We start from the raw sequence: 25,578 nt of genomic DNA, 5'->3' as shown, positions 1-25,578 counted from the left end.
AGGCGAGACCATGGTTCAATCGCTCCAGCTCGGCACGGCGGGTAATGCTGACGATCAACAAAGCATGCGGCGCCTCAATCGCCTGCCGATCATCGTCGCGATCGTCATCATCGTTCTGTTCTTCGGCGTCGTGATCGTCGGCCTGTCGTGGCGCGGTCTCACCTTCAACCGTGGAAATGAACTCGACACCACCTCTTCGTCACCGGCGACTACATTTGGCGATCAACTGAAACGAGGCGTGACGGACGGGATCATAGGCGAACCGGAGCAACGAGAAGTGTTTCAGCCGACGCCCGTCGTTGTCGAACGCGAGCCGGTGAGAGAGGCCGTCGTGGAGCGGCAGAATGAGGTCCGGACGGAACGGCGCTCACAACTCGAGCCGGAAGCCGAGTGGAAGGCGCGGCTGAAGCGCGAACAGGACGAGCAAATCCTCCGCGAAGCGCAGCGTCAGAGGATGGCAAGCCTCCAGGCACGGGCAACAGCGCTCGATTCTCCGCTCAAGGTCGATGTTTCCGAGGTCCAGAAGAGCGCTTCCGAAACCAGGGCCGGCGCCCACCAATCGCTCAATGCCACGACGAACAGTGCGTCTGATCTCTACAGCGCCGCGATGAAGTCCGGTTTGCTCGGACAGAACGTCGATCAAAACGGTCAGACATCGAAGGAGGATTTTTTCAATCAGGACATCAAGGATCTCGGCTATCTCCCAAACCAGATGGTCCCGCAGTTCTCGCCCTATGAGTTGAAGCGCGGGTCTGTCATCCCTGCGACCATGATCACGGGCTTGAACTCTGACCTTCCAGGCAGAATCTCAGCGCAGGTCAGTCAGAACGTTTACGACAGCGCCACTGGTTACCGGCTGCTCATTCCCCAAGGGGCGAAGCTATTTGGTCGCTATGATTCCAAGGTGACGTTCGGACAGAAGCGCGTGCTTGTCGTTTGGACCGACCTTATCTTCCCCAACGGCTCGACACTTCAGATCGGCGGCATGGCCGGAACGGATGCCGAGGGGTATGGCGGCTTCAAGGACAAGGTTGATCGCCATCTCTGGCGAACATTCGGTTCTGCGGCACTTGTCGCTATCATCGGCACTGGGATCGATATGTCGATGCCGGAGAGTTCGACGCTGGCCACGCAGGATACGGCTTCAGATGCAGCGCGGCGGAATTTTGCCGAATCGTTCGGCCGTGTGGCGGAGCAAACGATCTCAAAAAATCTGAATGTTCAGCCGACCATCAGGATCCGGCCGGGCTACAAGTTCAACGTGCTCGTCGATCAAGACATAATTTTTCCGAGTTCATATCGGCAATAGAACAGACCGCGGCGCAATTCGGTCGTCGTTTATGTAATTGAATCGCGGCGACATAATACAATCTTGCGTGGATAAATTCTTTCTCTTAATAGTCCACTTTAGGCGAGCGCAATCATGTGCTTCACCTCCGTTTCGGAGCGACCGAGCCCTCGACAAAGGGCACTGCCAGTTATGACTGCAACCTCGTTGCGTTCATACCCTCATTCAAAGGAGGCCATGAATTGAACCAATGGTTTGAGCGTTTGACCGAACAGGTCGCCTTGGCGCATGACGAAGCCGCGGTGAAGGCGACCCTGGAGAAGTTAAGCCGGGAAGCGGGTTTTGGCGCGTATGCCTACCTCAATCTGCAGGCGGAGACGCAAACGGCGATCTCAAACTATGACGTGGAATGGCAGCAGCGATATTTCGAGAAATCCTACGCTTTGATCGATCCTGTCGTGCGAAACGCGCGTGATCAGCTGGAAGCCTTCGCGTGGTCCAACGAAGCGTCGCTCAGAATGAGCAAGGAGCGCCGGAATTTCTACGGCGAGGCCCGTGAGTTCGGAATACGCTCCGGTATCACAATCCCGATCAAGACTGGATTTGGGCGGATGGCAATGCTTACGCTTGCTTCGGAAGAGGCCGATTTCGCGATCGGGCAGGCGCTGAGCCCTGTGCTCGCGGCTTCCGCGGTGGCGCAATTACACTCAAGGCTCGAAGGTCTTGGCGCCAAGCCGACCCATCACACTCCAATCCGCATGAAATCTGATGAACTGACCTGCCTGCGCTGGTCTGCGGAAGGCAAGTCCATGAAGGCCATCGCCATCATTGAGAACACGACATACGCCAATGTGGCATTCTTCCTCCGCAACGCCAAATCGGCGCTGGGCGCGACAAGCTTGCCCCAGGCGACCGCAATGGCCAAGGAATTCGGCCTGATCTAGGTCAGTGCCCCTTAGATTTCGGCATGTCGGGGATATAGCCCAAAATGTCGAGAAGCGTTGACACGACCGTCTGTTGCGCGTGGACGGCGATCATGGCAGCGATGTAGTCTTGGCTAGCCTCCCGAGCTGATTTCGGCTCAGACGCACCGTCGAGCTTTGCCTCAAGCATCACCGCGTTGTCGCGCAGGCGACGGTGCTTTTCGATCTCGCGCACGACGTGGCGCTCGATCTCTTCGGGCGGCTGATCACTCATCAATCCGATAAGTGGGCGCAATATGAGTTTGGTATCAGACACAGGCCCGTCTGCACTTGCTTTGAACATTATCGGTCCAATTACCGTCCATATACCACCGATGTAAACCTTCTTCGAACCGAGGTATCCACGGAGGCAAATCGGTTTAAATCTCAATTACATACTATAGTTGATAAACTTAAAGTATGTAAACGTCGATCTTCAGCGCATGGATATGCGCAAGCTGGTCGGCCGGAATTTTGCCCGCCTCCGTCGGGAAAAAGGCCTGACACAGGAGGATGTGGAAGCACGCTCCGGCTTCAGCCAACAGTATCTAAGCGGACTCGAAAGAGGGAAGCGAAACCCCTCCGTCGTCACCCTATACGAGATCGCCCAGGCCCTCGGCGTCAGCCATGTAGAGCTGGTCACGCCAGAGCAGTCAGACTGAGTAGTCGAAACTCTCTACCGGTCAGTATGACTGGAATTCTCTCTGAACCTACCGAGGACCGACGTCCCACTTCACAACGCGCAGCGAAATCGCTATATATTCTCCACAAGGAGAATGATTATGGTTCAGATGTCGCGTGCCTATACGCCTGCGGAAGCGGCCGCCGTCAGCGAAATCGCCGTGAAATCGGTGCACAACGCTATCGACAAACGGATCATCGCGCGTCGGCTTTCGGAAGACGAAGGGCGGGCACTGTCCGACGACGACCTGCTGCGCCTCAAGCTCTGGTATGGAGTCGGCTCGATCCTGTCCGCCGAGCGCCGCCAGCGGCTCTTCGACACAATTGACCAAAATCCGGACGCCGATACCATACGAGCGGACGATTACCTGATCGTCGATGTTGCGCGCGCCCGAGAGCAGCTTGCTGCGCGAGCGGAGGCGCTTCGGGAAGCGGAGCGGGTAATCGGATCTGTGAAGGGTGTCCTTGGCGGCGAGCCGGTCTTTAACAAGACCCGCATTCCAGTCAGAGCGATTGCCGCCATGAAGGCCCAGGGCGCGACCACCGAGGAGATTGTCGAAGGATATCCTTCGCTCACCATGCGTATGGTCGAACTCGCGGAGATCTGGACGGCTGCTCACCCGGCTCGGGGTCGGCCTCGCAAGCTTTCCGACCTTGGCGCGACCGTGAAGTCGTCAAAGCGGCTCTCCCTTTCGAAGGCTGCCGACAGGCCGGCCGGTAGCTGATACCGTGAAGTTCCTGATTGATGAATGCCTGCACACCTCGCTCGTGGCCGTTGCCAACGATAACGGCCACGACGGCTTCCACGTAAACTGGCTTGGCCTGAGCGGCGAAAAGGATTGGGATCTGATGCCACGCATCGTCGCGGAGGATTACACCTTCGTCACGAACAATGCGCGTGATTTTCGAAAGCTCTACGGCATGGAAGACGTCCATGCCGGTCTGATCATCATTGTGCCTCAGGTCGTTCCAGCGCTACAGCGAGACCTGTTCGAACTCATTTTGCAGGAGATCGCCGGCGGCGACGAACTCCTCAATGAAGTGATCGAGATCAGCATCGAGGATGACGAAGCGGTACTCACGCGCTACTCGCTCCCGACGACGTGAAGTAAACGCTGACAGGCTCCAGGCCAGCCTTGGGACCAAGCTCTATTTTGGGCCGCCGATCCTCGTCAGATCGATCCGGATGCTGGCATCGTCAGGCTCCGATCGCTCTTCTTTCACCTGCGGCGTGGCGTCGGCGTCCGGATTCTCTCCAGCATCGTCGACCTCCACCACTGATTTTTGAACGACAGCGCCACCGGGGTCCTCCGCCTGGAACACGCTCTCGCCCTCGAACTTCCCAGTCTGCCACGCATGCACAGCATCGTCGAAGAGCTGCGGGAAGACCTCTTCACTCGTCGGGTTGCCATACCATTTGGCGACGATGCGGAGGATCTTGGCAAACATCGTCGTGCCCATCCGCAGATTGGCGCAGGGCTCGACCAGATTGACCTTCAGTTCGGAAACATCCTTCAGGCCAATGCCCGCCGGGATCTGGGTGAGGCCGACCCGCACGACAGAACCACCGATGTTCTCGCGAACGATCTCGATCGCTTCCTCGGGCGTTTTCGGCTTGGGAACGAGGATCAGGCGGCCGCCGGACCTCACTGTGATGGCCAGCGGATCCTCCGACCCAACGGCCTGCACGAACTGTTCGACGATTGCCGGCTTCAGCGATGGGTCGGCACATTCCTTGATCAACGCAGCATCCAGCATGCGAGCTCCTAAAGCTTAAGTGTTGAACGAGATGACGAGAGGCAGGCCGAACAGGCGAGCCCAGGCCTCACTGCCCGCCCGCTGGATTTCGATGATAGATGTCCCTGCGGTCCACCAGCCGTTCCCGACTGCGACGATGGCGTCGGGTCGGTTGAACGCCGATTGCAGGACCGGCCAGACAAGAAGCTGCTCGTAGCAGATCAGCGGCGCCACGGTCTGGTCGCCAACATCCACGACAGCATCGGCGAAGATATGTGCCCGGGCGCCGCCTTGTTCGCCAACCCAGGCTCGCCATGGCTGCCACATCGATCCGGGCACAGGCATCCTCTCCCGATAGAGAATGTCGCTCCCATCAGCCGACACTTTCACAAGCACATTGTCATAGCCTTGGCTGTCGATGACGACCGCTCCCGCGATGACAGTGATGCCCTTATCCGTGAGAGATCGCTGCCAGAAGCGGCCAACCGTCGGCGTCCAGAAGCCGAGAGTGCTTTCCGGCAGCACGACCGTTGTGCCTGGCGGCTGAAGGCGCACGAGGTCGATCAGCTCCTGTTGCCGCTTGAGGCCAGCTTCGCGACCAAGAGATGCGCCCATTTCGAGGTCGACACCTATCCACGACGCAGGTAGAACCGGCGGTGTCCACTCAGCGGCGGACCAGAGCCAGAGGCCCGTCATGGCCAAGGCTGCAGCCGGCCGATATTGCGTCGTCATGACGATCAGGCCGGCTGCCATCGCACCCAGACCCAACCATCCCCAGCCCGGAAACAGAACGCCTGCGGCGGTGATCGGATGCGCCCATCCAAGAATGCCGAAGGGTGGGATCGCCATTGCGACGCAAGCAGCCAGATAGCGGAGTGGTTTTTGCCATCCCTTGCGATCCGTCCAGAGCAGGGAATGCACTCCTACGAAAGCGGAGGAAGCGACCAGCCATAGCAGAAGACCGGGCCAGATATCCGATGAATAGAAGTTCGATACACCCTGCGGCAATCCCCGCGATGCGGCGAGGAAGTAGGCCGCGGAGGCTGCCATTGCCTGCAGGCGCGTCCGCGCCAGAGACCAGAGCATGGGGAAGCTCGCTGCGAGCGGAAGTAGAAGGACATGACCGCTCCAACCGATCCATCCAGCGCTCGTCGATAGTACGACGAGGACAACCGTCCGGAAGAGGTTATGGCGCATAGGTCCAGACCTCCTGCGCCAGTCCGAGTATGCCATCCATCGGCAGAGGACCAAAATATCGGCTATCGAACGATCCCGGAAACTCAGAATGCAGAAAGACCATCCCTGGCGGGACGACACCCCCATCGTATTGCACCATCTCACGTCCCTGGCCGTCCACGGGTGCAACGCGCGAGTGTGGCAACGAGTGACCATCGACGCGGACATCATCATCGATCTCGATCATCTGTCCGGATGTCGCCACAACGGTCTTGATGAGTGGCGCGACCCAGCCTCTGCAGAGGCCGAAGCGCAGATATCCACGCGCGCGGGCTTTATGCATTTTGTCGGTGTCGGGTGGGCAAATGAAGACGCGATCGCCAGCCAGGATCGCGCGATCGGGCTTGACGATCCGCCACAAGCCCAGCGGCTCGCTTGGTGTGAGATTGACCCTGAAGCCCTGACCTCCGATCAGCACAATGAAACCGAGAGTGAACAGACTGACGCTGGAGATCCGATAGAACCAGACAAGCCGTTTCATGCGCCGTAGCACTCTGTGTCGATGACGCATCTTCACTTGAGGGCCAGCCCCTGGGACTTCGTCTGCCGCAGCGTCTCAGCCTGCTTGAGTGCCGTCACGCTGCGCTCGTGGGCCGACAACTGCTGAACGGTCCGCATCGTGTTCCAGGCCTGTTGCACCTCGCTCTTCTGGGCAGCATTCATGCCTGAAGTCACGCGCTGGAATGCCTCGCCATCTGTGTCCTTCGCCGCAAGCGGAAGCAGGGTCCTTTCTCCAAAACGTTCCGTGACCGCCTTGGCAAAACCCTCCAGTTCAGCCTTCACCATCTTGTCGGCGAGCGCATATTCGAGACCCGAGGGCAGATCATTCCTGTCGATCGCGTCACGTACCCGTTCGAGCACGCTCTTCGCATTGGCAGAGAGGGCAGGGATCTCCAGGGCGACCTGTCTACGGACAGCGAGCTCCTGTGCGTGGTTGCGACGTTCGGCCTCGCCACGCTGGCGCAGGTAATCACCGATGCTGTCGGCCAGCGGCGCGGCATTCTTCAGCGCTCGATCTCTGTCCAGTTTGTCGGCGCGGCTGGCGAGCAGACCGGTTTTGCCCTTGAGAGCGCCGAAGGTTTCAGGCTCTGCAGTGATCCGTGAAAGCGTCTTCGCCGCAGTTGCCGGATCGCTCAACATCGCGTCGACATCCACCGCCTTGAACGCTGCTTCGGGCTGCGCGTAAACGTGATGGAAGCGCATGGACACTTCCTCCCACTGCTTCTTCAAGGCAGGGTCGGCGGCGATCCTGTCTTCGACGGCCTGGTCGATTGTTTTGGGGAAGGTCGTGATGCCTGATACCATCGGCTTTTCCTCCTTGGCTGTGTTCGGGATCGAGATATTGCCGCTGCCACGGGTCAGGCCGAACCTTGCGCCGAGGGCTGAGAGTTTTGCCGCAAGATCGATAAGCCGCTGCTTCTGGCGTACGGTCCAGGCGAGCCGATCCCTCGAGATTGTGCGGGCGACATTCATCAGATGCAGGCCACGCGCCTCTGCAAAGCGCAGCGCGGCGCGATAGGACAATGCGCTCTCATAGTCGAGGGTCGTTTCCTTCGATCCATCGCTGGCAAGCCGCTCCTTGAGCCGCTCTGTCGCTAGTTCCGCAACGTGGATGACTTTCCAGGTATTCCGCTCGGCCGTCGTGCCATCCGGCAATGTGACCGTCTCAGATCCATCGTGCTTGAGACCGATGCGAACACCGATATTAGGCCGAGCCTCCTCGATGGCCCGCTTGAGGTCGACACCCCAGATCGTGCGTTGCTGTCCGTCACTATCTTCGAGCGTTACGTAATAGCTGTCGCGGTTTCCGGGCTTGTGTTCATAGGGCGCGACACCATGCTCGACGAGCATTCCGCCGCGGCGGTTGGTGAACTCTTCCATGCTGACATGGAGCTCGGCTGCCTCTCGATGGCGCGTCATCGCGACATAGGTCAGGTGACGGTCGAGCGTGCTGGACGCGAGGACTTTGACACGGTCGACGGTTGCTCCCTGGGACTTGTGGATCGTGGTCGCGTAGCCATGATCGACATTGGCGTAGAACCGCTGTTCGACGATAACCTGCGTGCGGCTCTCCCCGTCGCCGATCTCGGCCACGATGCGACCGGGTGCTGCATCCAAAACCTTGGCCAGCATGCCATTCTTGACGCCGAGGCTGCCCTCGTTCTTCAGGAAGACGATCTGGTCGCCAGCGGCAAAACGACGGGGGCCGTCCTCGGTGTTGAACGCAAAACCTTCGCCGACAATGCCGCGCTCGACGAGCCTGCCACGCGCCAGCTCGTTCAGTTCGCGCACGTCACGACGACGATGTGCAAGGATGAGCGTAGTCTTGTCGGGATCGAAATCCCGGTTCCAGCTCTCGATCAGTCCTCCAATCGCGTCCTTCCTCGTCCAGCCCGTTTGCACCAACCCGGCCTGCTCATAGGCGTTCAGTGCTCTCGCCACGTTTCCACGCGCCAGATCGAGTGAAGCATCCCGCATCCACAGATCTTTCTGGCGGTAGATGGTGTCCAGCTCCGCATAGCCGACGCGATCCGTGATGGCCCGGAATGCGGCGCCGGCCTCGATTGGCTGCAACTGATCGGGATCACCGATCAGGACCAGCTTGGCGCCGGCCTTCGTCACCGCTTCCACGAACAGTGCGAGCTGACGAGAAGAGACCATGCCCGCCTCGTCGATGACGAAGATGGTCTTTTCGTCGAGGTGATCCCGCTCCTTCTTCCAACGCAACTCCCAGGACGAAAGCGTGCGCGAGACGATGCCGGCTTCCTTCTCCAAGCCTTCTGCCGCCTTGCCGGCCAGCGCCCCACCGACGACCCGATAGCCAGCGGCCTCCCATACCTCACGCGCGGCCTTCATCATCGTGGTTTTCCCGGCGCCGGCACGGCCGATGACAGCGGCAATCCCCGCGTCGCCAGCGACATGTTCGATCGCCGTCTTCTGCTCGTCGGACAGACGATCGTGCCGAGCAAACGTGGTATCGAGCACAGCCTTGCGAACACCGTGCGAGGACCGCTGCGAGAGCCAGATCGCACGATTGGCCATCTCCGCTTCCAACCGGATCAGCTCGCGCGTCGTGTACTTTACCGATGTCCGGGCACCACTCGCAAAGTTCACTCGCTCGCGATCAAGCCGCAGCGTCTCCGGGCTCTGCAGGATGCGCGCCATCAAGCTTTGGAAAAGGCCGGCATCATCGATATAGCGATGGAGGATTTTGGCGACATCGCGCTCGTCGAAGACGCTTTTTTCCCGCGTGATCAGATCAAGCACGATCTCTGGATTGCGCTGGATCCGGCGGGCATTTTCAGCACGCCGCCCCTCCTGCAGTTCCAGCCGCTCAAGCGCGGCTTTCTCCTCAACCCCCTCTGCTTTCCTCTCGATCGCCTTCGTGCCGACGCCGAGATGGATGGTCGGCGTAAGCTCGATGCCCTGCTTCTCGAAGGACCGGCCATCGACCCGGATATCGAGGCCCGCAAGCGCGAGATGCCGGTTCAGGCAGTCGAACCAGCCGTCGCGAAACCCATTGAAGTTTTCGAGCCCACCGGCCCAGAGTTCGTAGACGATCTTGCCGCTGTCGTTGCGAAGCGGTTGGCTATCTGGTCCGGTGACCGCTACCTTCTTCGGTCCGAACCCGTCCTCGGTCAGCGGTCGCAACGTCGTCATCAGGTGGATGTGCGGATTGCCCGGTGCGTCGTGAAACACCCAGTCGGCAACCATGCCCTGAGCTGTGATGTGGCGCGCCACAAAGTCCCTGACGAGCTCGATGTTTTGTTCGGCCGACAGCTCTAACGGCAGGGCGATGGTGATGTCCTTTGCGAGCTGCGCATCAGACCGCTTCTCAAACTCTTCGACCTTGTTCCAGAACGCTTCCGACGCACCAGATACAGACCGATCGGCAATCATCGATTGCAGCCATTCAGGCGCATCGGGCGGAATGACGAACTCCTCATGAAGGAGGCCCTGCTTGCGGGTGTAATCGATCGTGCGGGCTTCCCGCTCATAGTCCATCCTGGCGCAATGCCGGTAGGCCGCCGACAGCACGGCGCTGCGGCCTGAGCCGCGGGCGATAATGCTGACGGAGAAATGCGGGACGGCCATTCCAGAAAACGCTCCTGCGATCGAACAAAATCAACGTGTTCGTAAGGATCGGGTGGCCCCGCCAGGGCCCACAAGCAACGCGTCGCATCAGCGACGTATAATTGCGCCCTTCGGATCCGTCCTTCGAACGGACGGGATGATGCTCAAAAGCGTAGGCTCCGCCTACTCGCATTTCTGTTAGTAGATCGGCACGCCGATCTGAACGACTCTGGCTGCGTGAACCACGTCATGCAGCAACAGAGGACAATCCAGAGATGAAGAAGCCCTCCTCCAAGATCCGCGAAGAAATCGCCAAACTCCAGGAACAGCTCAAGCACGCGGAAACGAGAGAGGCCGAGCGCATCGGACGCATCGCGCTGCGGGCAGGGCTTGGAGAGATCGAAATCGAGGAGACGGAGCTTCAGGCGGCGTTCGAGGAATTGGCGAAACGCTTTCGCGGAGGCAAACCCGGTTCGGTCGGAAGGAAAGGGGCCAGCGACAGCAGCACGGGCAGCGGGCAGACCGAGACGGTCGGCTCTGGCTCGACTTCGGGCATCGCTGGTGAGGCTTGAGCGGATGAGCAGGAACGCGACTTCCGATGCCCGGAAGAAGGACACGCGCGACAAGATCGAGCTTGGCGGCCTGATCGTCAAAGCCGGTCTCCGCTACGAGAAGCGGGCGCTTCTGCTCGGCGCACTGATGGATCTGCAGCGTCGGCTGAAGTCCGACGACAATGAGCGAACGCGATTGACAGCGATCGGGGCGGAGGCGTTCGGCAATGAATGCGAATAGGATCGTTCTCGTCATTCTGCCTGCGGCCATGATCGCGGCGACCGTGTTCGCGCTCACCGGCATCGAGACATGGCTTGCCGGGTTCGGAAAGACGGAGGCTGCAAGGCTTGCTCTTGGACGGATAGGGGTCGCGGCGCCATACGTGGCGTCTGCGGCCCTTGGTCTGATTTTCCTGTTCGCGACAGCCGGATCGGCCAGCATCCGTGCCGCGGGGCTTGGTGCTGTAATCGGAAACGCCGCAGTTATCCTGACAGTTTGTGCCCGGGAAGGTGTGCGGCTTGCGGCGTTTTCCTCTCAGGTGCCGGCGGGCAAATCCGCGCTGTCTTATCTGGATCCATCGACCATGATCGGCGCTGCTGCGGCACTAATATCTGGCTGCTTCGCGATGCGCGTGGCGATAATCGGCAACGCCGCCTTCGCCCGGGCTGCGCCCAAACGCATCACTGGCAAACGCGCCCTGCATGGCGAGGCTGATTGGATGACGCTCCCTGAAGCCGACAGACTGTTCCCGGCGACTGGCGGCATCGTGGTGGGCGAGCGGTATCGCGTCGACCGCGACAGTGTCGCTGGTGTTTCGTTCCGTGCCGACACCACCGAGACGTGGGGTGCTGGCGGAAAGTCACCGCTGCTGTGCTTCGATGGCTCGTTCGGCTCTTCCCACGGCATCGTCTTTGCCGGATCGGGTGGCTATAAGACGACCTCCGTCACGATCCCCACGGCGCTGAAGTGGGGAGGTTCGCTCATCGTGCTCGACCCCTCGAACGAGGTCGCGCCCATGGTCTCGAGGCATCGGGAAGAGGCGGGGCGGCGTGCGCGGATCCTCGATCCGAGTAAACCCGCAACCGGCTTCAACGCACTCGACTGGGTCGGCCAGTATGGCGGCACAAAGGAGGAGGACATCGCCTCGGTCGCATCATGGATCATGAGCGACAGCGGTCGCGCGAGCGGTGTCCGTGACGACTTCTTCCGTGCCTCAGGCCTTCAACTCCTGACGGCGATCATCGCCGATGTCTGCCTCTCCGGTCATACGCCGAAGGAGCAGCAGACACTGCGCCAGGTGCGCAGCAATCTGTCAGAGCCTGAGCCGAAACTTCGACAGCGTCTGCAGGATATCTACGACAACTCGGAATCCGACTTCGTGAAGGAAAACGTCGCCGCCTTCGTGAACATGACGCCGGAAACCTTCTCCGGTGTCTATGCCAATGCCATCAAGGAGACACACTGGCTTTCGTACCAAAACTATGCGGCGCTAGTCTCCGGTTCGACATTCCGCACCGAGGACATAGCATCTGGTAAGACGGATGTGTTCATCAACATCGATCTGAAGACGATGGAGACCCATAGCGGATTGGCGCGCGTCGTGATCGGCTCGTTCCTGAACGCGATCTACAATCGCGATGGCGCGATGGATGGGCGAGCGCTCTTCCTGCTCGATGAGGTGGCCCGTCTCGGCTACATGCGCATTCTGGAGACCGCGCGAGACGCCGGCCGCAAATACGGCATCACGCTGGCTATGATCTATCAGTCGATAGGCCAGTTGCGCGAAACCTATGGCGGACGCGATGCGTCGAGCAAATGGTTTGAGAGCGCGAGCTGGATATCCTTCGCAGCGATCAATGATCCGGAGACCGCCGACTACATTTCTCGACGCTGCGGTACGACCACAGTCGAGATCGACCAGGTCAGCCGTAGCTTCCAGTCGCGGGGCTCGTCGAGAACCAGATCGAAGCAGCTCGCGGCCCGTCCGCTCATCCAGCCGCATGAAGTGCTGCGCATGAGAGCTGACGAGCAGATCGTCTTCACGGCAGGCAACCCGCCGCTGAGGTGCGGTCGCGCCATCTGGTTCCGGCGAAACGACATGAAAGCCTGCGTTGAGCAGAGCAGGTTCTCGCGTCGCGAAGCGCCCGCCCATGAGCAATGAAGAGCATCGGAGAAATCAGCATAGCGACGGCCGCCAGGGCGTGATTTCGGGAATTCTCGTCATGCTTCGGTTCGGAGAGCGGGCAGCCGCAGGAGGCTCAGCATAGCGCCGCGTCAGCGGAAGCCGGGACCGACTGCACCCGACCGAGGCATTCCGCTTTTGACAGCCATCTATCGCTCGGGAACTCCATCGGTCAGTCCGTCGAAAACCTCCATCATCGCAGTGGTGATGGCTTGGTCGAGAGCGTTGCCAGCAGCGCGGACGTCATCTACGGAGCCATCGCTAGCAGCACGCGCAAGCTCGTAACCCTGATCTACGCCAATCTGCTTGGCCAACTCGATCGCCCAAAGGCCGAAGTCCTCACGGTTATCGATCTGGACAGCTTCTTCCATCTGCGCCTCCCTTCGTTAGTTCGCTGTCTCCCTCTTACTGACACTTCACCTATCACGAGTGCAGATGTTGGACCCGATGGTGTTGCTCGTCACCAAGGACGGGCATCCGCTTTCGGACCTCGGCTCCTGCGGGCTAGCAAGAATTGTCGCATTTGATATCGGTCGGTTGCCAAGCAGGCTCGCGAGTAGACAGGCAGTTGGTATCGCCGATTGACTACCTATCGAAGATGCCACACCTCCCTCCTCGAGCCAGGCGGCGTTTGCCGAGGCGCAGAAGTCCGGCATGAACAAAGTGAGCCAGCGCTTCGGTACTGCGGACAAAACCGCCTTTTGTAGCGGCATGTGACGCCTTGGCTCGGCGGTTAACGTCGTAACTACAGGCTCTGCTGACAAGCGCCATGTCGTTTACAGCCTTGGCGGTGTGTTGCGTGAGCGACTCCGCCCTACACTTTGAGCGCGGTTCTCGTCATCGAAAGTCAGCCTCAGCCGAACCGCGCCAAACAGGCTCATGCGACCGACCGTGTTGCTGTCGGTTGGCTAAGCAAGGTTAACGTCCTTACCGGAGCCAAATCTCCCTGGGATCGGTGCACGCCCACAATCAACGATGAACCGGCATCCGCTAGATCCGAAAGGAATTCCCAAATTGCGGAATGCAGACTTGGATCGAGCGATGCGAAGGGCTCGTCGAGGAGAACAAGCGCTGGTTTTCGCAACGCAGCTAGCGCGATGTTGAGGCGCTGCCTCTCCCCACCGGACCAGGTCGAGGCGGGCAAGTTCCAGATCTGCGGCGGCAGCGCCAGGCGCTCAAACACCTGCGTCACGTAGGAGGGGAGCGCCACCTCGCAACCAAGCTCCATGCCCGACTTGCCGGGAATCGCTGGCAGAAACTGCGTGCAATAGCCGATGGCGGCTCGACGCACCACGACGAGTTCCGGTACAGAAAGGCCAAGCAGATCGCGCCGCCACTCGTCGATTTCCAGGATCGCCGTGCCCGCCGTCGCCGTACGAGTGCCGTAGATCAGGTCGAGCAGGGTTGATTTTCCCGAGCCGGAGCCACCGACTACCAGTCCCACCTCCCCTGCTGTCAGCGTAAAGCTCACCGGACCGACAATGCGTTCTCCATACCGCTTTTCGAGGTTTTCCACGCGTAGAATTGCCATTTCCACCCTCAAATCATCGCTGAGACGAGATCACGCGCCACCGAATGGCGGGGATCGGCGATCAACCGGTCGGGCGGAGCCTCCTCCACCATTCTTCCGCCATCGAGCACGATCACACGGTGGGCGATCAGGCGGGCAATCCTGAGGTCATGAGTTACGAGCAGCGCCGCTATGCCCGAACGGCGCAGTAGCTCGGAGAGCAGGGCTAGAAGCAATGCCTGAGCAGTTGTATCGAGGCCCGTCGTCGGCTCGTCGAGAAAGAGGATGCGTGGGCGGTGCACCAGCGCGCGGGCAATCTGCAGTCGCTGCTGCATGCCGCCGGAAAAGGTGCCCGGAAGGTCACCGGTCCGCGCCGCATCGAGATCGAGCGCAGCAAACCAGCGCTGCGCAGCCGCTAGCGCCTTGCCGAAATGGCGCTCGCCATTGTCGAATAGCGGCTGGACGATGTTGGCGGCCGCGCTCCGCGCCATGTCGAGCGTGTCACGTGCGTTCTGCGCGACGAAGCCGAAATGCCGGCGACGGAGAGTAACAAGGGCCTGCTCAGGAATGTCGTACAGCGATGTCGGAGCCTCGCCGCCGTAGGCGAGCAGCACCCGACCCTCAGTAGGGCGCAGCCGCCCTGCGGCGATGCGCAGCAGCGTCGACTTGCCCGCGCCGGACTTGCCCACGAGACAGAGGACTTCGCCTGGATAGAGCGCAAGCGCTACGTCCGAGACGAACCGGCCATCGAAGGAGATGCGGTCGAGCGTCAAGATCGGAGAGGGCAGATCAAGCACCGGCATTCTCCTCAGATCGCTGCGAACAGCATTCCGTATCAGAACAAACCCATTCACTCGTTCCGTCGTCGCTGAGAAGGAGGTGGTCGAGATGGCTGGTCGCGCAACCGCAGATGACGCATCGCCGCCCGTCCTCCGGAAGGCCGGGGTCGAAGGGTACATCCTCGAAGGCGACGCTTTCGACCCGCGTATAGGGTGGCAGCGCATAGAGCCGGCGCTCACGCGCCGCGCCGAAAATCTGGATGGCGGGTGAATTGTCGAGGCGGGCATTGTCGCGCCTTGGGATCGGCGAAGGAGACATCAGGTAGCGGCCTTCGACCATGACGGGATAGTCGTAGCCGGGCTGAATGACGCTGCGGCTTCCCGTCCTCTCCTCGAAAAGCCGCGTATAGACCCTGCCGTAATCGGCCTCGGCGTGCATGCGGGCTGCCTCACCCGCGGAATTGACGAAGGCGCGCAGGGGATCCGGCCGCGGTACCTGGTAGATCACGACCTGCCCTTCAGAAAGGGTTGCCTCCGGCACGCGCTGGCGCACCTGGATCAGCGTCGCCTCGCGGGTCAGCGTCGTGGTGGCGACGAAGGCCGTGCGGGTAAAGAAGGTGCGGATATTTACGGCATTCACCGTCTCGTCGGAGCCGTGATCGGTGATCTTCAGACGGTCGTCCCTGCCGAGGAGGCTCGCCGTAACCACCATGCCGCCGACGCCCCAGCCATAGGCGATCGGCATTTCCGGCGCGATGAAGGGCACCTGGTAGCCGGGAATGGCCAACGCCTTCAGGATCGTACGCCGCACGCATCGTTTGCTGTCCTCGTCGAGGTAGGCGAAGGTCTCAGTCATGCCCGCCCCTCGCCCGCCGGATTGTTTCGAGATCAGCTTGGAAATCGGAGTAATGTGGCAGCTTGAGATGCGAGACATAGCCGCTCGCTTCCACCCCGTCGCCATGCGCAAGCACCAATTCCGCGTCAAGTCCGGATTTAATCGCCTGATCGACGGCGGCCATCGCCACGGCCTTGCGTTCGTTGGCACCGAAGGCGACGCCGAAGCCCGGCGAAAGATCCGATTGCACCCCGTCGAGCACCGGAGCCACCATACGGCAGGCCGTCACCTCGACGTCGCCGATAGAGACCGTGAAACCGATATCCTCCAGCTCGACGAAGACTTCCACCTCGCCCACCGAAAGATCCTCGACATAGGGATGGGACGCACCGGCTGTGCGAAGGCGTGTATAGGCGAGCCCCGTCAAGAACCCCTCCTCACCACGAACCAGATGGCCAAGCGTTTCAGACCCGCCGTAAGGGGGACGCAGCGGCACCCGAGTGATATCGGTGGGCTCTTGTCCGGACGATGCCCCCTGGCCGTTCTTCTCCGCAGGCAAATGATCGTAGTGTGGAAATGGCGCGGGAACCATGGCAGGCTCCGCTGCCCCCAGATCGTCTGGTCCTGCCGCTCTCGAGGGGCTAAGGAGAGCCGCCCCTTCCATTAGCGAGAAATCGAGCAGCCGATGGGTGTAGTCATAGGTCGCGCCGAGGATCTGACCGCCCGGCAGTTCCTTTGCGGTTGCGGATATATGCCGGTCATGGCGCATGGCCAAAAAATCGATGGGCTCACAATGCCCCATGCGCCGCAGTGTAGCGCGATGGGCCCGCAGGAGGAACGTCGCCTCCGCCACATCGCCCTGGGCCTGCTTCAGCGCAAGGGCGGCGAGGTCGCGGTCGTAGAGCGCGCCTTCTGTCATCACCCGGTCCACCGCGCCGCGCATCTGCTCGCGGATCTGCGTGACCGACAGTTCAGGCACGGACGGATCACCCCGCCGGTTACGCGCCAATGCCTTGAGGCTTTCCGCAATGGCGGTCTCGCCGCCCTTAACGGGAACATACATCGGATGCCTCCAACCTTACGCTGCGGGGAAGGCAGACGCAGCGATCGCCTGCCGTCAGGATGACGTCAACGCCGAGCGGATATGCCGCATTGTTACGCGCCCATTGCGCAAGGAACGCCGCCGGCAGGCCGAGCGGCGCGAAGGTACGGCCCCCGGGCCCGACACCCGGCCCCGCCAACCTGAGCGGCAGGCCGCCGGAAAGATCTGCGACCTCCGCTATGATGGTGGCGGAAAGATGCGGATCAGCCGGGGTTCCCGTGGAGAAGACGTCGAGACGGTCCAGCATCTCGCTACGACAGAGCGCGAAGGCGCATGTCTTTTTATCCACCATCGGCCACCGCGCGGCCACCGCGCGATCCCGGACCTCCGCAAAGCTTTCGTCGATCCAGAGGGGCGTGGTGGTGTCGGCAAGCGTTGTAAGAACGACAGCGTGCGCCGCCTGCCGTTCCGCCAGGGTGACGATTGTGCCGGGATAGGAAAAAGCCTCCAGAAGCTGGCGGAATGCACGCTGATCCTCGTGGACACGGTTCACGCCGCTCCGGTCGATCTCGATCTTCACGGTGCTCCTCCCTCCCGCGCCGCTGTGAAGAAATGCGCGGCCGTCGCCTGTGCTGCATCAGCCTTGCTGCGTCGTCGTTCGCCGATGGCCACCTTGGCCGGTTGCAGCAATTCCTGTGCGAGGCAGGCTCTAAGTTGCGGTTCCTGGAGAAGCGCATCGAAGACAGCGGCTATTTCCGCCCGCTCCGGGTCGCGACCAAGCACGACCGCATAGCCGCGCCGGCCGTCGACATCGACGACGCAGCGCGTTATGGTCGCCTCGCCGAGATGGAAGGGCGTTCCAGTTACGGGCGCTTTCGCACGTAACTGGAGGAGACCGATCTCCGGCTCGACGAGCCAGCGTGCCCTTTCGCGCTCTCGACAGCCGTCGAAGGCCGCCCGCAGCAGGTCGATGGGTGCGCGGGCGAGCACGCCCATCCACTCTTTGCGTTCGGCCTCTATGGGAGCGGATTCAGGCACGGCTGACCTTGGCGTCATAGACATCCTCGGGGGCGAGCGGTACGAGACGGTCACCCATTTCCCGCTTCAGCGCGGCAAGACGAACCTCATCTTCGGCAGTGCGATCTTCCTTCCGGGCGAGCGTGATGAATTCGCCGCGCACATGACCCGGCCGAATTGTCACCTCGACTACCGTGCCACGATAGGTGAAGCGGAAATAGTACTTCCCCTTCGGGCTTTCCTCGATGCCCTCCCAGCCGAGCGATCGGTCAACTGTGTAGCGGCCATCCGTCAGGGCGCGGGTGACGAATTCGATGGCGTCGCGTCCACCGGGGCCAGGGAAGGCAGTATCGATACGCACCTCGCGACGCTCCACCGGTCGGCCCTCGTCCAGTAATGGGAAGGCGCGCTGCATTACCTTCAATCCGTGCGCCACGCCGCCCGGGAAGCCGGTACCGTGATACTTCAGAAGTTCGGCAAAGTTGACGGTGAAGGTTTCGCCGTTTTCGAGATATGTGATCGTGTCCAAGGGAGACTCCTGTCGGTTATGGAGAAAGGGGCGCCGCCCCGAAGATCGGGGAAACGATGTCGGTTCGGCCGGGGCCGGCGGCATGGCGGGAAAACGGCACGCCGTAGAGACGGGCGAGCTCCGCGTCCGTCATCATCTCCGAGGCCCGGCCATAGCGGACCTCGTCCCCGGCATGCATCATCAGCGCCCGGTCGGCGAGGAAGAGGCCATGCTGCGGATGGTGGGTCGTGAAGACGATCGTGTGGCCCCGCGCCTGCCGGAGGCGCATGAGGACACCGAGCAGGAGATCCTGGTTGGCAAGGTCGAGCGAGGCAGCCGGCTCGTCCAGCACCAGCACTTTGGCCTCCGTCGCCAGCGCCCGGGCGAGCAGCACGATCTGCCGCTCGCCGCCAGAAAGCTGGCCGAAGGGTCGCTCGGCGAAACGCTCGGCGCCCACGGTCGCAAGTGCCGAGAGCGCCGCCGCCTCGTCCGCCTTGCCCGGCAGGCCGAAAAGCCCGAGCCGCCCGGCGCGTCCCATCGTCACGATGTCGAGGCAGCGGTGCTGCTCGCCCCCACTCTGCGACTGCGGTACGTAGCCGACGACCGCCGGCATGGTGCGCTCGCCCTCGGTGAGCGCCAGCGAACCAAGCAGGGTGCGCAACAGCGTCGTCTTGCCCCGCCCGTTGCAGCCGAGGATCGCAAGAACCTCCCCCTCCGGCAGCTTGAAGCTGACATGGCGGAAGATCCAGCGCTCACCCCTTCGAAGGCCGGCATTTTCGAGCACAATCATCGGGCCAAGCCTCCCCGCGCCTGCCGCGTGCACAGGAGGTAGATGAAGACCGGTGCGCCGATGACCGCCGTCAGGATGCCGAGCGGCAGTTCGGCGCTGGTCACCGTGCGTGCGAGCGTATCGACCGCCACCATGAAGCTGGCCCCGAGCAGCGCCGCCGTGCCGTGGAAACGCCGGTGGCCTTCGCCGACCAGGAGGCGCGCAGCATGGGGAATGACGAGCCCGACCCAGCCGATGACGCCAGAGACCGCGACGCAACCGCCGATGATGACCGAGACGGTCGCGAAGACCAGCCAGCGCGAGGCCCCGACATTGACGCCGAAGGAGCGCGCCTCCTCCTCTCCCATCGATAGCACCGCAATGCGGAACCGCAGCCGATAGAGAAGGGCGATGGCGACGAGGATAACCGGCCCGTGCTCGCCGACCTTCTGCCAGCTCGAAGAGGAGAAGCTGCCCATCAGCCAGAAGACGATGGCGGGAAGCGAGGTCTCCGGGTCGGCGACATATTGCGTGAGCGAGATCATCGCGGAAAACAGCGCATCAATGACGATGCCGGCCAGCACGATGGACAGAATCGAGCGCCCCGCGACATGCGAGATCACCGCCACAAGCACCAGCGCTGTAAACGCCGAGGCGAAGGTAGCCGCAAACAGCACCGCGGCGCTTCCCCCGACGAGCAAGGTAATCGCCCCGCCGAAAGCCGCACCCGAGGAGAGGCCGAGCACGCGCGGCGAGACAAGCGGGTTGCGGAAGAGCGCCTGCAGGGCTGCCCCGCAGAGCGCGAGCCCCGCGCCGACGATCGCCGCCAGCAGGATGCGCGGCAGGCGCACGTTGACTAGGATGCGCTCCTCCATCGTCTCGGGCGAAAGGCCCCCGAGCAGCCCGCGCCGGAGGATGTCCGCGATCTCGCCGAACGGTATGTGAAACCGGCCGACGGAGGCGGAGGCGAACGCCGCCGCCGCAAGGAGCAGGACAAGCGCCAGCCAGTGAAAGGCGGCGCCAGCCGCCTGCCCGGACAAAAGCCGGGCTTGGGCCGGAGCGGACATCATTTGCGCGCGAACTGCGCGTAGTTGGCAGCGGAGGCATTGAGGTCGAGCTTGAGCACGGTGTCGATCTCCTCTTGCGTCGGCGCGTAGTTATAGAGCCGTTCGAAGCCGCTCTTCACTTCGGCGCGCAGATCGAAATGGAAGAGGTCGGGATGAGCGAGATTGGCGAGCCACATCCAGGTGAAGGGGCTCTCGTGGCTGGCGCTGTCCCAGACATAGCCGCCGTTCGGCGTCTTGTAGACGCGGCCGGCCTTCGCCGCGGCGGTCTGCGAAAGGATCGCGTCATCGAGGATCGTCTCGCGGCCGGCATCGGCCTCGTGCGCCGTCAGCATGATGAGGTCGGGATTCCAGGCCGCGATCTGCTCGGCATTAACCTCGGCCTGGACGCCGAGCCCCGCGCCAACGTTTTCGCCGCCCACCAGAGTGATAAAGAAGTTCTGGTAGCTTTTTTCGCCGGTCGCCGTGAACTTGCCCTTGGAGGAGCGCAGATGCAGAATCTTCGGCTTTGCAGCCCCGGGATGGGTGGCGAGCGTCGCCTTGATCTCGTCGATCACTTCGTCGCGCCACTTGAACAGCGCGTCGGCCCTGTCCTGCTTGCCGAGGATGCTGGCAACGAGGCGGATGTTTTCCCGCGCTAGCTCCTCCGTGCCGCCATTACCGCCACCGACCATCAGTGCGACGGGAATGCCAGCATTGCGCAGCGGCGCGACGAGCTCGTCGCCGCGTCCACCCCACTGGATAACGAGATCCGGCTTTAGCGCGGCAATCGCCTCGACATTCGGCATCCATCCGTTACCGCCCTCCGCGACGATGCCGCTCTCGATCGACGAGGCATCAGGGAACATCTTCTTGAGCAAGCCCGTCTCGAAAGCCTTCCGAGAACCCGGGTTCATGCCGACCACGTGCTCCGATGTGCCATCGACGGCGATGACGGTGGCGGCTGCTGGTTGCGGCAGCGTCACGATCCGCTTCGCGGGCCCCGGCAACGTGACCTCCGCGCCCGTCACATCTTTGAAGGTAACAGGGTCGGCAAAAAGCGGTGTGGGGGCGAAGGCGAGAAGGAGAATAGCGGTAGGCAGGCGGAGGTTCAACATCATCGGCTCTCCTGTACATTTATGAGTATCAAAGTCATGTTTTTGCTATAGAGAGAGTGGCGTTACATCAAGTCGAACAAATCGGACAATGCGAGAAGAAATTTCGAACAGGTTGGCCTCCCTCTCCATTCGCGATCTGATGCTCGTCGCGGCCGTAGACCGTTGCGGTGGCTTTCGCTCGGCGGCAGAGGAAATGGGTATCAGCGCCTCAGGCCTGTCGCATCAGGTGCGCAAAGTAGAGGCCGTGCTCGGCGTCACCATTTTCGAACGCGGAAGCCGCAACGTCACGCCGACTGACGCTGGCATCGTCATGCTCGGACGCATCGGCGCTCTTCTTCAGCATATAGAGGAGATAGGACGAGAAGCGGACCGGCGCAGCGGCGCGTTCGGCGGGCGCCTGCGCATCGGCGTGATCTCGACGGTCGGCCCATTCCTTATCCCGCGCGTCGTCTCCTTCTTGCGGGACCGGCACCCGTACCTCGAACTGGCTCTCATGGAAGGAAAGCACGAAGGCCTAAGCCGCCGGCTAAAGGATGGTGAAATTGATCTCGTGATCACCGCCTGCCCAATGGCCGACGAAGCGTTCAACCAACTGGAGCTACTGAAGGAGTCCTTCCACCTTCTCACACGTGCGGACGATCCGATCGTGGCCTTCGAGCAGATTGAGCAGGAACAACTGCTGACGCTCAACCTTCTTCCCCTGAGCGAGGACGATTTTCCTATGGACAAGTCAGGCCGGGCTTCAAAAGGCACCCATGGCTCCGACACCTCAATTTTCCGATCATACGGTCTGAGCATAGAGACCCGTGTACGCCTCGTGTTGGCACACGGCTATGTATGCCTTGTACCTTCCCTTACCTCCGGCGAACTAACCTCAGGAGGTAAGCTGGCGCTGGTGCCGATTAAGCATATGCCGATCGGCAGGAAAATCTTCGCACTTTGGCGCCGCAGTTCACCCTATTCGATAGACTTCGAAACATTGACGATCGAGATTTCTTCCCTGATGCGTCAACGCGAGGACCAGATTCCCGGGGAAACCGGATATGCTTAACTTCATAGGCTTTTGAGTTTGCACAGCTTCACCGCTCTCTCGCGTCATCGCTCGCCTCCTCGTTGATCGAGAAATGCCGCGAGATCCTCTCAAGGGGAATCCTCAGTATCACCACGGCATCACGCGAGCCGCCGATTGTGAGGCTACCGCGATCATAGCGACGTCTATCCAGTTCGCCCGCGAACCCCATTTGTTTCCTTCAGAGGCGTTCTCAAACGGTCACTTTCACACGCTTTCCGTCCGCTAATGGCGCAAAGCGGCGAAGCCTGCACCTTGCGGGAGGATCGTGACCCGAATGGGCGAAGACCGCCTGCGGGCTTCGTTCGCTCCCGCGAATAGAGCCGTACGCCGAAGGCGGACCGCCCGAACCCAATAGTATCTCACCATCACAAAAATGAATCGGTCACACCCGAGCGATTCAAAACTCTCGTTGGACGGCAGTTTCGGGAAGCATCATCATGCCGGCATGATCACCCAGCCCTACCATCTCTATATCGAAAGATCGGACGCCACGAAAAACATGGCCCGCTTCTATGCGATGTCCATCCAGCCCAATCTGTTTGGAGAGGCTTGCCTGACACGGTCTTGGGGACGTATCGGAACCACCGGCCAGATAATGAGCCACCATTTCGAAACGGAGCAAGAGGCTGTGGTCCTCTTTCTCGATCTCCTCCGACAGAAGAAGCGGCGCGGTTACGCAGCGGTCATTCGACATTTGCGCATCGACAGCTGATAGCGACGCCCAATTCAAGGACTACGCATGAACAGTAGATCAGAAGATGTCGCTCGTCGGCAGGTGTGGCGCTTCATCAGAATGATCCAGGTGGCGATCTTCGTCATTGCTCCAGCTGCCCAAGCCTTGATCGGCAACAAAGCTACGCGAGCGATGCCGGATCTAAAGTGAGCCTGCCATTTGAAATGTGTGCCACCGGCTCGCGTAAGGCATGCGTCGTTGACGGGGACACGATCTGGCTTCGTGGCCAGAAGATCCGTATCGCCGATATCGACACACCGGAGGTGAGTGAACCGAAGTGCTCGTCGGAACTCGCCCTCGGCAACCGCGCCACGGCCAGAATGCTCGAGCTGATCAACGAGGGTCCGTTTGAACTCAAAGCTTGGCCTGGCCGCGATGCCGACCGATATGGTCGCAAGCTTCGTGTGCTGATCCGCGACGGTAGAAGCCTGGGCGATATTCTGGTCTCGGAAGGTCTCGCCTGGACCTGGAGCGGCCGACGAGAGCCATGGTGCTGAGGCTTGGAGATCGGCCCGGCGAACCGGGCCATATGGCGGTTAGGTCCGCCGGTTCCAGTCGGTCTCGAAGTTGACCTCGACTTCGACGAGGAACGGGATTTTGATCGCGATCTTCATGCCGAGCTTGCCCTTGCGGAAGAAGTGACAGATCACCTTGGCGAGGTTGCGAAGGCGGCGGCCGGTGACTTTGAGGAACTTGGCGAGCTGTTGCATTTGGTTTCTCCTGCTGATTGCATTTCGTCGCGGGGATGAAATGCGAATCGGGAAGGAGTGCTGCACCGGTGACGGCCGGAGCGTGAGCGGAGGACCTGATGACGGCTGAATTTTGTGCCGCGAGGAGCCGCAGGCGGGGAAAATTCTGCCGGCATCAGGTTGCGGCGGGACGCACGATCCGCATCATTCCCAATGTCGATGAAATGGGATCGACAGGAGAATCGCGGCAGCTCGACTTCGAAGACGACGGACGATGGAAACCGCCTCAAAAAGGCGGTTCGCTTTCAGCAAGGCCGTCCAGGTCGGCAGCCGCGACGATCAGCTCCGCCTGGGCGATGTCGAGTTCGGCCGCGATCTGGCGGCGCTCGACGCCATCGACAGCGTTGCGCAACTCGGCCCGCAGTTCTTCGATCTGGATTTCGAGTTCGTAGGTCATCTTCGTCTCCCTGACGTCTGTGAACGATGACCGGTGGGTCCGAGAGGTGATGGCGGGGTCAGGGATCGCGCACGACCGGCAGAGCCGGGGAGTGGGGGAGCCGATTTGCGGAAGCTGCCCTTGAGGGCAGGCAGAGCAAATTGGGGGAACCGCTCATCCTTGAGGCCGGCATTGCCGCTTGGCACAATCCTGCATTCTGAGCAGCTTCCCCCGCTTACCGTATGCCACCAAAAAAGCCGGGCCTGGCTCGATGCCAGATCCGGCTTTGATCTCTCGACAGGAGAGAAGGCCCCGCCGGTGGCGGAGCCTCGTGATCCTGATCAGTCGCGGTTTGGGCGGGACCAGATGAGCTGGAGGCCTTCCTCGCCTTCGACCTCGGCGAGCGTTGCGTAGATCGGGGCAGGGAAGCTGGGATCGTCGAGCTTGACCGAGAGGTAGTCGCGGCCCTCACCGGAGGTCTTCTGCCAGGCGGCGCCGAGTTCAACGCTTCCGGCGTAGACGCGGAACTGCGGGCCCTTGTCGGAAGGGTTCTCGACCCGGGCGATGCGTGCCTTGACGTTCAGGGCAAGCGTGCGGATGGAGCCGGTGAAGCCGTTCTTTTCGGAAGTGAAGGTGCCGATAGTCGCCATTGTCGTATTCCTTTTCTCGTGTTCGGGCCGCGCCCATCGCGGCCTCGATGGCAGTCGCAAAGACCGGGGACGATCGGACCGCACCCAGCCGGGGTCCCCAGCGCGCCTGCGCGTTGGGGTGGCGATTGGGCCGCAATGCAATGGAGGGCGACAAGTCGCAGATTTGTTAGTGGGAGAGGAGGAGCCCGTGAGGGATCCGGGGTAAGAAATCTTAAGCCTTGTCGTTGCGGGAAGACGATCGAGGCGCAGCCGGTCTCCGGTCAGACATGCCCCATCGAGCCCGCAGATGGGTTGCCGGAAACTCTGTCGTGAAGGGATATGGCAATGGCGCTCACCGCATTTGCCCGTGGGAAGAATGGCAACCTGGATCATGCTCCGCTTGTCCCATCGTCGGAGCCTGCTTCGATTGGGGAGTAGGTCACGTCCAGCCGTGGTCCGGCTTGCCTGCCATGCCCTGCGCGATATCGTTGCGCTCGCGAATCGTAGCCTGGAGGATCAATGCGTCAGCAGACCAAGCCGTTCATCATCGAACGCAAATCGTCCCGCAAACCGAAACCCGACGCTCTGAAACCGTCGATCTGGGGAAAGCTGGAGACTAACATCGCACAAGGTCTCCAAGATCAGCGTGATATGGAAGAAGCGGCCGCCAACGGTGGTGACGACCG

31 protein-coding genes are annotated in these 25,578 nt (G+C 61.2%); 12 read left to right on the top strand and 19 right to left on the bottom strand.

Annotation, left to right across the window (positions count from 1 at the left end; genetic code table 11):
- The first annotated feature begins 10 nt into the window (after window positions 1-10).
- Window positions 11-1,309 carry an IncP-type conjugal transfer protein TrbI gene (gene trbI, locus KLP42_RS22005; protein ID WP_215569496.1) on the top strand — a complete coding sequence of 433 codons (1,299 nt, stop codon included), beginning with the start codon at window positions 11-13 and terminating at the stop codon, window positions 1,307-1,309.
- Between the two features lie 221 nt (window positions 1,310-1,530).
- On the top strand, window positions 1,531-2,232 hold the full coding sequence (locus KLP42_RS22000) for an autoinducer binding domain-containing protein (RefSeq protein WP_252193176.1): 702 nt from the start codon (window positions 1,531-1,533) through the stop codon (window positions 2,230-2,232).
- 1 nt (window position 2,233) lies between these two features.
- On the opposite strand, the gene KLP42_RS21995 is transcribed toward KLP42_RS22000, so the two are convergent.
- On the bottom strand, window positions 2,234-2,554 hold the full coding sequence (locus KLP42_RS21995; protein ID WP_207591875.1) for a transcriptional repressor TraM: 321 nt from the start codon (window positions 2,552-2,554) through the stop codon (window positions 2,234-2,236).
- Between the two features lie 139 nt (window positions 2,555-2,693).
- Here KLP42_RS21995 and KLP42_RS21990 point away from each other — a divergent pair, with 139 nt between their 5' ends.
- The 3 genes from KLP42_RS21990 (at window position 2,694) to KLP42_RS21980 (ending at window position 4,038) form a co-directional block, all read left to right on the top strand.
- A complete protein-coding gene (locus KLP42_RS21990; RefSeq protein ID WP_207591874.1) occupies window positions 2,694-2,912 on the top strand; it encodes a helix-turn-helix domain-containing protein in 219 nt (72 codons plus the stop codon).
- 120 nt (window positions 2,913-3,032) lie between these two features.
- Window positions 3,033-3,656, top strand: coding sequence for a DUF433 domain-containing protein (locus tag KLP42_RS21985; RefSeq protein WP_207591873.1), 624 nt, complete (start codon window positions 3,033-3,035; stop codon window positions 3,654-3,656).
- A 4-nt stretch (window positions 3,657-3,660) separates the two neighbouring features.
- Complete coding sequence (locus tag KLP42_RS21980) at window positions 3,661-4,038, top strand: DUF5615 family PIN-like protein (RefSeq protein WP_207591872.1); 378 nt, start codon at window positions 3,661-3,663, stop codon at window positions 4,036-4,038.
- A gap of 42 nt (window positions 4,039-4,080) precedes the next feature.
- Here KLP42_RS21980 and KLP42_RS21975 read toward each other — a convergent pair whose 3' ends face one another.
- The 4 genes from KLP42_RS21975 to traA are packed head-to-tail and all read right to left on the bottom strand — an operon-like array spanning window position 4,081 to window position 9,999.
- Window positions 4,081-4,689: a TraH family protein gene (locus tag KLP42_RS21975; protein WP_207591870.1), complete on the bottom strand. Its 609-nt coding sequence runs from the start codon at window positions 4,687-4,689 to the stop codon at window positions 4,081-4,083.
- Between the two features lie 15 nt (window positions 4,690-4,704).
- Window positions 4,705-5,865 (bottom strand): conjugal transfer protein TraB, encoded by a 1,161-nt coding sequence (locus tag KLP42_RS21970; RefSeq protein ID WP_215569494.1) that lies wholly within the window; start codon window positions 5,863-5,865, stop codon window positions 4,705-4,707.
- Window positions 5,855-6,385 (bottom strand): conjugative transfer signal peptidase TraF, encoded by a 531-nt coding sequence (traF, locus tag KLP42_RS21965; RefSeq protein ID WP_252193175.1) that lies wholly within the window; start codon window positions 6,383-6,385, stop codon window positions 5,855-5,857. The genes KLP42_RS21970 and traF overlap by 11 nt, the downstream gene beginning before the upstream one ends.
- A gap of 32 nt (window positions 6,386-6,417) precedes the next feature.
- The gene (gene traA / locus KLP42_RS21960; RefSeq protein ID WP_215569492.1) at window positions 6,418-9,999 is read right to left on the bottom strand and encodes a Ti-type conjugative transfer relaxase TraA; all 3,582 of its coding nucleotides are present in this window, start codon (window positions 9,997-9,999) and stop codon (window positions 6,418-6,420) included.
- 254 nt (window positions 10,000-10,253) lie between these two features.
- On the opposite strand from traA, the gene traC reads away from it, so the two are divergent.
- The 3 genes from traC to traG are packed head-to-tail and all read left to right on the top strand — an operon-like array spanning window position 10,254 to window position 12,691.
- Window positions 10,254-10,550, top strand: coding sequence for a conjugal transfer protein TraC (gene traC, locus KLP42_RS21955; protein WP_207591867.1), 297 nt, complete (start codon window positions 10,254-10,256; stop codon window positions 10,548-10,550).
- 4 nt (window positions 10,551-10,554) lie between these two features.
- Window positions 10,555-10,770, top strand: a complete 216-nt coding sequence (traD, locus tag KLP42_RS21950) for a type IV conjugative transfer system coupling protein TraD (RefSeq protein ID WP_207591866.1) — start codon at window positions 10,555-10,557, stop codon at window positions 10,768-10,770.
- Window positions 10,757-12,691 carry a Ti-type conjugative transfer system protein TraG gene (gene traG, locus KLP42_RS21945; protein ID WP_215569490.1) on the top strand — a complete coding sequence of 645 codons (1,935 nt, stop codon included), beginning with the start codon at window positions 10,757-10,759 and terminating at the stop codon, window positions 12,689-12,691. Before traD ends, traG begins: the two co-directional genes overlap by 14 nt.
- Before the next feature lie 170 nt (window positions 12,692-12,861).
- Here the strand turns inward: traG and KLP42_RS21940 are convergent, their stop codons facing one another.
- From KLP42_RS21940 to KLP42_RS21890, 11 genes are all read right to left on the bottom strand, one after another.
- Window positions 12,862-13,083: a hypothetical protein gene (locus KLP42_RS21940; RefSeq protein WP_207591863.1), complete on the bottom strand. Its 222-nt coding sequence runs from the start codon at window positions 13,081-13,083 to the stop codon at window positions 12,862-12,864.
- Window positions 13,084-13,589: 506 nt separating this feature from the next.
- Window positions 13,590-14,243 carry an ATP-binding cassette domain-containing protein gene (locus KLP42_RS21935; protein ID WP_207591861.1) on the bottom strand — a complete coding sequence of 218 codons (654 nt, stop codon included), beginning with the start codon at window positions 14,241-14,243 and terminating at the stop codon, window positions 13,590-13,592.
- 8 nt (window positions 14,244-14,251) lie between these two features.
- Window positions 14,252-15,019 carry an ATP-binding cassette domain-containing protein gene (locus KLP42_RS21930; RefSeq protein WP_207591859.1) on the bottom strand — a complete coding sequence of 256 codons (768 nt, stop codon included), beginning with the start codon at window positions 15,017-15,019 and terminating at the stop codon, window positions 14,252-14,254.
- A complete protein-coding gene (locus KLP42_RS21925) occupies window positions 15,012-15,857 on the bottom strand; it encodes an alpha-D-ribose 1-methylphosphonate 5-phosphate C-P-lyase PhnJ (protein WP_207591848.1) in 846 nt (281 codons plus the stop codon). Before KLP42_RS21925 ends, KLP42_RS21930 begins: the two co-directional genes overlap by 8 nt.
- The gene (locus KLP42_RS21920) at window positions 15,850-16,899 is read right to left on the bottom strand and encodes a carbon-phosphorus lyase complex subunit PhnI (protein ID WP_207591844.1); all 1,050 of its coding nucleotides are present in this window, start codon (window positions 16,897-16,899) and stop codon (window positions 15,850-15,852) included. The genes KLP42_RS21925 and KLP42_RS21920 overlap by 8 nt, the downstream gene beginning before the upstream one ends.
- Complete coding sequence (gene phnH / locus KLP42_RS21915; RefSeq protein WP_207591842.1) at window positions 16,883-17,458, bottom strand: phosphonate C-P lyase system protein PhnH; 576 nt, start codon at window positions 17,456-17,458, stop codon at window positions 16,883-16,885. Before phnH ends, KLP42_RS21920 begins: the two co-directional genes overlap by 17 nt.
- The gene (phnG, locus tag KLP42_RS21910; protein WP_207591837.1) at window positions 17,455-17,934 is read right to left on the bottom strand and encodes a phosphonate C-P lyase system protein PhnG; all 480 of its coding nucleotides are present in this window, start codon (window positions 17,932-17,934) and stop codon (window positions 17,455-17,457) included. Before phnG ends, phnH begins: the two co-directional genes overlap by 4 nt.
- Window positions 17,909-18,424, bottom strand: a complete 516-nt coding sequence (locus KLP42_RS21905) for a hypothetical protein (protein ID WP_207591835.1) — start codon at window positions 18,422-18,424, stop codon at window positions 17,909-17,911. Before KLP42_RS21905 ends, phnG begins: the two co-directional genes overlap by 26 nt.
- 16 nt (window positions 18,425-18,440) lie before the next feature.
- Complete coding sequence (locus KLP42_RS21900; protein WP_207591833.1) at window positions 18,441-19,193, bottom strand: ABC transporter ATP-binding protein; 753 nt, start codon at window positions 19,191-19,193, stop codon at window positions 18,441-18,443.
- Window positions 19,190-20,242 carry a FecCD family ABC transporter permease gene (locus tag KLP42_RS21895; protein ID WP_252193173.1) on the bottom strand — a complete coding sequence of 351 codons (1,053 nt, stop codon included), beginning with the start codon at window positions 20,240-20,242 and terminating at the stop codon, window positions 19,190-19,192. Before KLP42_RS21895 ends, KLP42_RS21900 begins: the two co-directional genes overlap by 4 nt.
- On the bottom strand, window positions 20,239-21,336 hold the full coding sequence (locus KLP42_RS21890) for an ABC transporter substrate-binding protein (protein ID WP_215569486.1): 1,098 nt from the start codon (window positions 21,334-21,336) through the stop codon (window positions 20,239-20,241). The genes KLP42_RS21895 and KLP42_RS21890 overlap by 4 nt, the downstream gene beginning before the upstream one ends.
- Before the next feature lie 85 nt (window positions 21,337-21,421).
- Here KLP42_RS21890 and KLP42_RS21885 point away from each other — a divergent pair, with 85 nt between their 5' ends.
- From KLP42_RS21885 to KLP42_RS21870, 4 genes are all read left to right on the top strand, one after another.
- Entirely contained in the window at window positions 21,422-22,384 is a 963-nt protein-coding gene (locus tag KLP42_RS21885) for a LysR family transcriptional regulator (RefSeq protein ID WP_207591831.1), read from the top strand.
- A 466-nt stretch (window positions 22,385-22,850) separates the two neighbouring features.
- Window positions 22,851-23,117 (top strand): WGR domain-containing protein, encoded by a 267-nt coding sequence (locus tag KLP42_RS21880; RefSeq protein ID WP_207591829.1) that lies wholly within the window; start codon window positions 22,851-22,853, stop codon window positions 23,115-23,117.
- Window positions 23,118-23,144: 27 nt separating this feature from the next.
- A complete protein-coding gene (locus tag KLP42_RS21875) occupies window positions 23,145-23,288 on the top strand; it encodes a hypothetical protein (RefSeq protein ID WP_207591828.1) in 144 nt (47 codons plus the stop codon).
- On the top strand, window positions 23,285-23,635 hold the full coding sequence (locus KLP42_RS21870; RefSeq protein ID WP_296036012.1) for a thermonuclease family protein: 351 nt from the start codon (window positions 23,285-23,287) through the stop codon (window positions 23,633-23,635). Before KLP42_RS21875 ends, KLP42_RS21870 begins: the two co-directional genes overlap by 4 nt.
- A 39-nt stretch (window positions 23,636-23,674) precedes the next feature.
- Here the strand turns inward: KLP42_RS21870 and KLP42_RS21865 are convergent, their stop codons facing one another.
- The 3 genes from KLP42_RS21865 to KLP42_RS21855 form a co-directional block, all read right to left on the bottom strand.
- Window positions 23,675-23,848: a hypothetical protein gene (locus KLP42_RS21865; RefSeq protein ID WP_207591827.1), complete on the bottom strand. Its 174-nt coding sequence runs from the start codon at window positions 23,846-23,848 to the stop codon at window positions 23,675-23,677.
- Between the two features lie 265 nt (window positions 23,849-24,113).
- Window positions 24,114-24,284 (bottom strand): hypothetical protein, encoded by a 171-nt coding sequence (locus KLP42_RS21860; RefSeq protein ID WP_207591826.1) that lies wholly within the window; start codon window positions 24,282-24,284, stop codon window positions 24,114-24,116.
- 320 nt (window positions 24,285-24,604) lie between these two features.
- Window positions 24,605-24,913: a DUF736 domain-containing protein gene (locus KLP42_RS21855; protein WP_215569483.1), complete on the bottom strand. Its 309-nt coding sequence runs from the start codon at window positions 24,911-24,913 to the stop codon at window positions 24,605-24,607.
- Window positions 24,914-25,578 lie beyond the last annotated feature (665 nt).

It is taken from the genome of Rhizobium sp. CSW-27 (genome assembly GCF_018760785.1).
In the GTDB taxonomy this organism is placed as follows: domain Bacteria; phylum Pseudomonadota; class Alphaproteobacteria; order Rhizobiales; family Rhizobiaceae; genus Neorhizobium.
This window is presented reverse-complemented; position numbering and strand designations above follow the sequence as displayed.

Excerpts from the sequence above, each read along its gene's own strand:
- KLP42_RS21970 (WP_215569494.1), bottom strand. The coding sequence starts at position 5,865 with ATGCGCCATAACCTCTTCCGGACGGTTGTCCTCGTCGTACTATCGACG.
- KLP42_RS21885 (WP_207591831.1), top strand. The coding sequence starts at position 21,422 with ATGCGAGAAGAAATTTCGAACAGGTTGGCCTCCCTCTCCATTCGCGAT.
- trbI (WP_215569496.1), top strand. The coding sequence starts at position 11 with ATGGTTCAATCGCTCCAGCTCGGCACGGCGGGTAATGCTGACGATCAA.
- traA (WP_215569492.1), bottom strand. The coding sequence starts at position 9,999 with ATGGCCGTCCCGCATTTCTCCGTCAGCATTATCGCCCGCGGCTCAGGC.
- traC (WP_207591867.1), top strand. The coding sequence starts at position 10,254 with ATGAAGAAGCCCTCCTCCAAGATCCGCGAAGAAATCGCCAAACTCCAG.
- KLP42_RS21900 (WP_207591833.1), bottom strand. The coding sequence starts at position 19,193 with ATGATTGTGCTCGAAAATGCCGGCCTTCGAAGGGGTGAGCGCTGGATC.
- KLP42_RS21975 (WP_207591870.1), bottom strand. The coding sequence starts at position 4,689 with ATGCTGGATGCTGCGTTGATCAAGGAATGTGCCGACCCATCGCTGAAG.
- KLP42_RS21865 (WP_207591827.1), bottom strand. The coding sequence starts at position 23,848 with ATGCAACAGCTCGCCAAGTTCCTCAAAGTCACCGGCCGCCGCCTTCGC.
- KLP42_RS21860 (WP_207591826.1), bottom strand. The coding sequence starts at position 24,284 with ATGACCTACGAACTCGAAATCCAGATCGAAGAACTGCGGGCCGAGTTG.
- traG (WP_215569490.1), top strand. The coding sequence starts at position 10,757 with ATGAATGCGAATAGGATCGTTCTCGTCATTCTGCCTGCGGCCATGATC.
- KLP42_RS21940 (WP_207591863.1), bottom strand. The coding sequence starts at position 13,083 with ATGGAAGAAGCTGTCCAGATCGATAACCGTGAGGACTTCGGCCTTTGG.
- traD (WP_207591866.1), top strand. The coding sequence starts at position 10,555 with ATGAGCAGGAACGCGACTTCCGATGCCCGGAAGAAGGACACGCGCGAC.
- KLP42_RS21895 (WP_252193173.1), bottom strand. The coding sequence starts at position 20,242 with ATGATGTCCGCTCCGGCCCAAGCCCGGCTTTTGTCCGGGCAGGCGGCT.
- KLP42_RS21990 (WP_207591874.1), top strand. The coding sequence starts at position 2,694 with ATGGATATGCGCAAGCTGGTCGGCCGGAATTTTGCCCGCCTCCGTCGG.
- phnG (WP_207591837.1), bottom strand. The coding sequence starts at position 17,934 with ATGACGCCAAGGTCAGCCGTGCCTGAATCCGCTCCCATAGAGGCCGAA.
- KLP42_RS21995 (WP_207591875.1), bottom strand. The coding sequence starts at position 2,554 with ATGTTCAAAGCAAGTGCAGACGGGCCTGTGTCTGATACCAAACTCATA.
- KLP42_RS21985 (WP_207591873.1), top strand. The coding sequence starts at position 3,033 with ATGGTTCAGATGTCGCGTGCCTATACGCCTGCGGAAGCGGCCGCCGTC.
- KLP42_RS21925 (WP_207591848.1), bottom strand. The coding sequence starts at position 15,857 with ATGACTGAGACCTTCGCCTACCTCGACGAGGACAGCAAACGATGCGTG.
- KLP42_RS21935 (WP_207591861.1), bottom strand. The coding sequence starts at position 14,243 with ATGGCAATTCTACGCGTGGAAAACCTCGAAAAGCGGTATGGAGAACGC.
- traF (WP_252193175.1), bottom strand. The coding sequence starts at position 6,385 with ATGAAACGGCTTGTCTGGTTCTATCGGATCTCCAGCGTCAGTCTGTTC.
- KLP42_RS21855 (WP_215569483.1), bottom strand. The coding sequence starts at position 24,913 with ATGGCGACTATCGGCACCTTCACTTCCGAAAAGAACGGCTTCACCGGC.
- KLP42_RS21890 (WP_215569486.1), bottom strand. The coding sequence starts at position 21,336 with ATGATGTTGAACCTCCGCCTGCCTACCGCTATTCTCCTTCTCGCCTTC.
- KLP42_RS21920 (WP_207591844.1), bottom strand. The coding sequence starts at position 16,899 with ATGTATGTTCCCGTTAAGGGCGGCGAGACCGCCATTGCGGAAAGCCTC.
- KLP42_RS21880 (WP_207591829.1), top strand. The coding sequence starts at position 22,851 with ATGATCACCCAGCCCTACCATCTCTATATCGAAAGATCGGACGCCACG.
- KLP42_RS21875 (WP_207591828.1), top strand. The coding sequence starts at position 23,145 with ATGAACAGTAGATCAGAAGATGTCGCTCGTCGGCAGGTGTGGCGCTTC.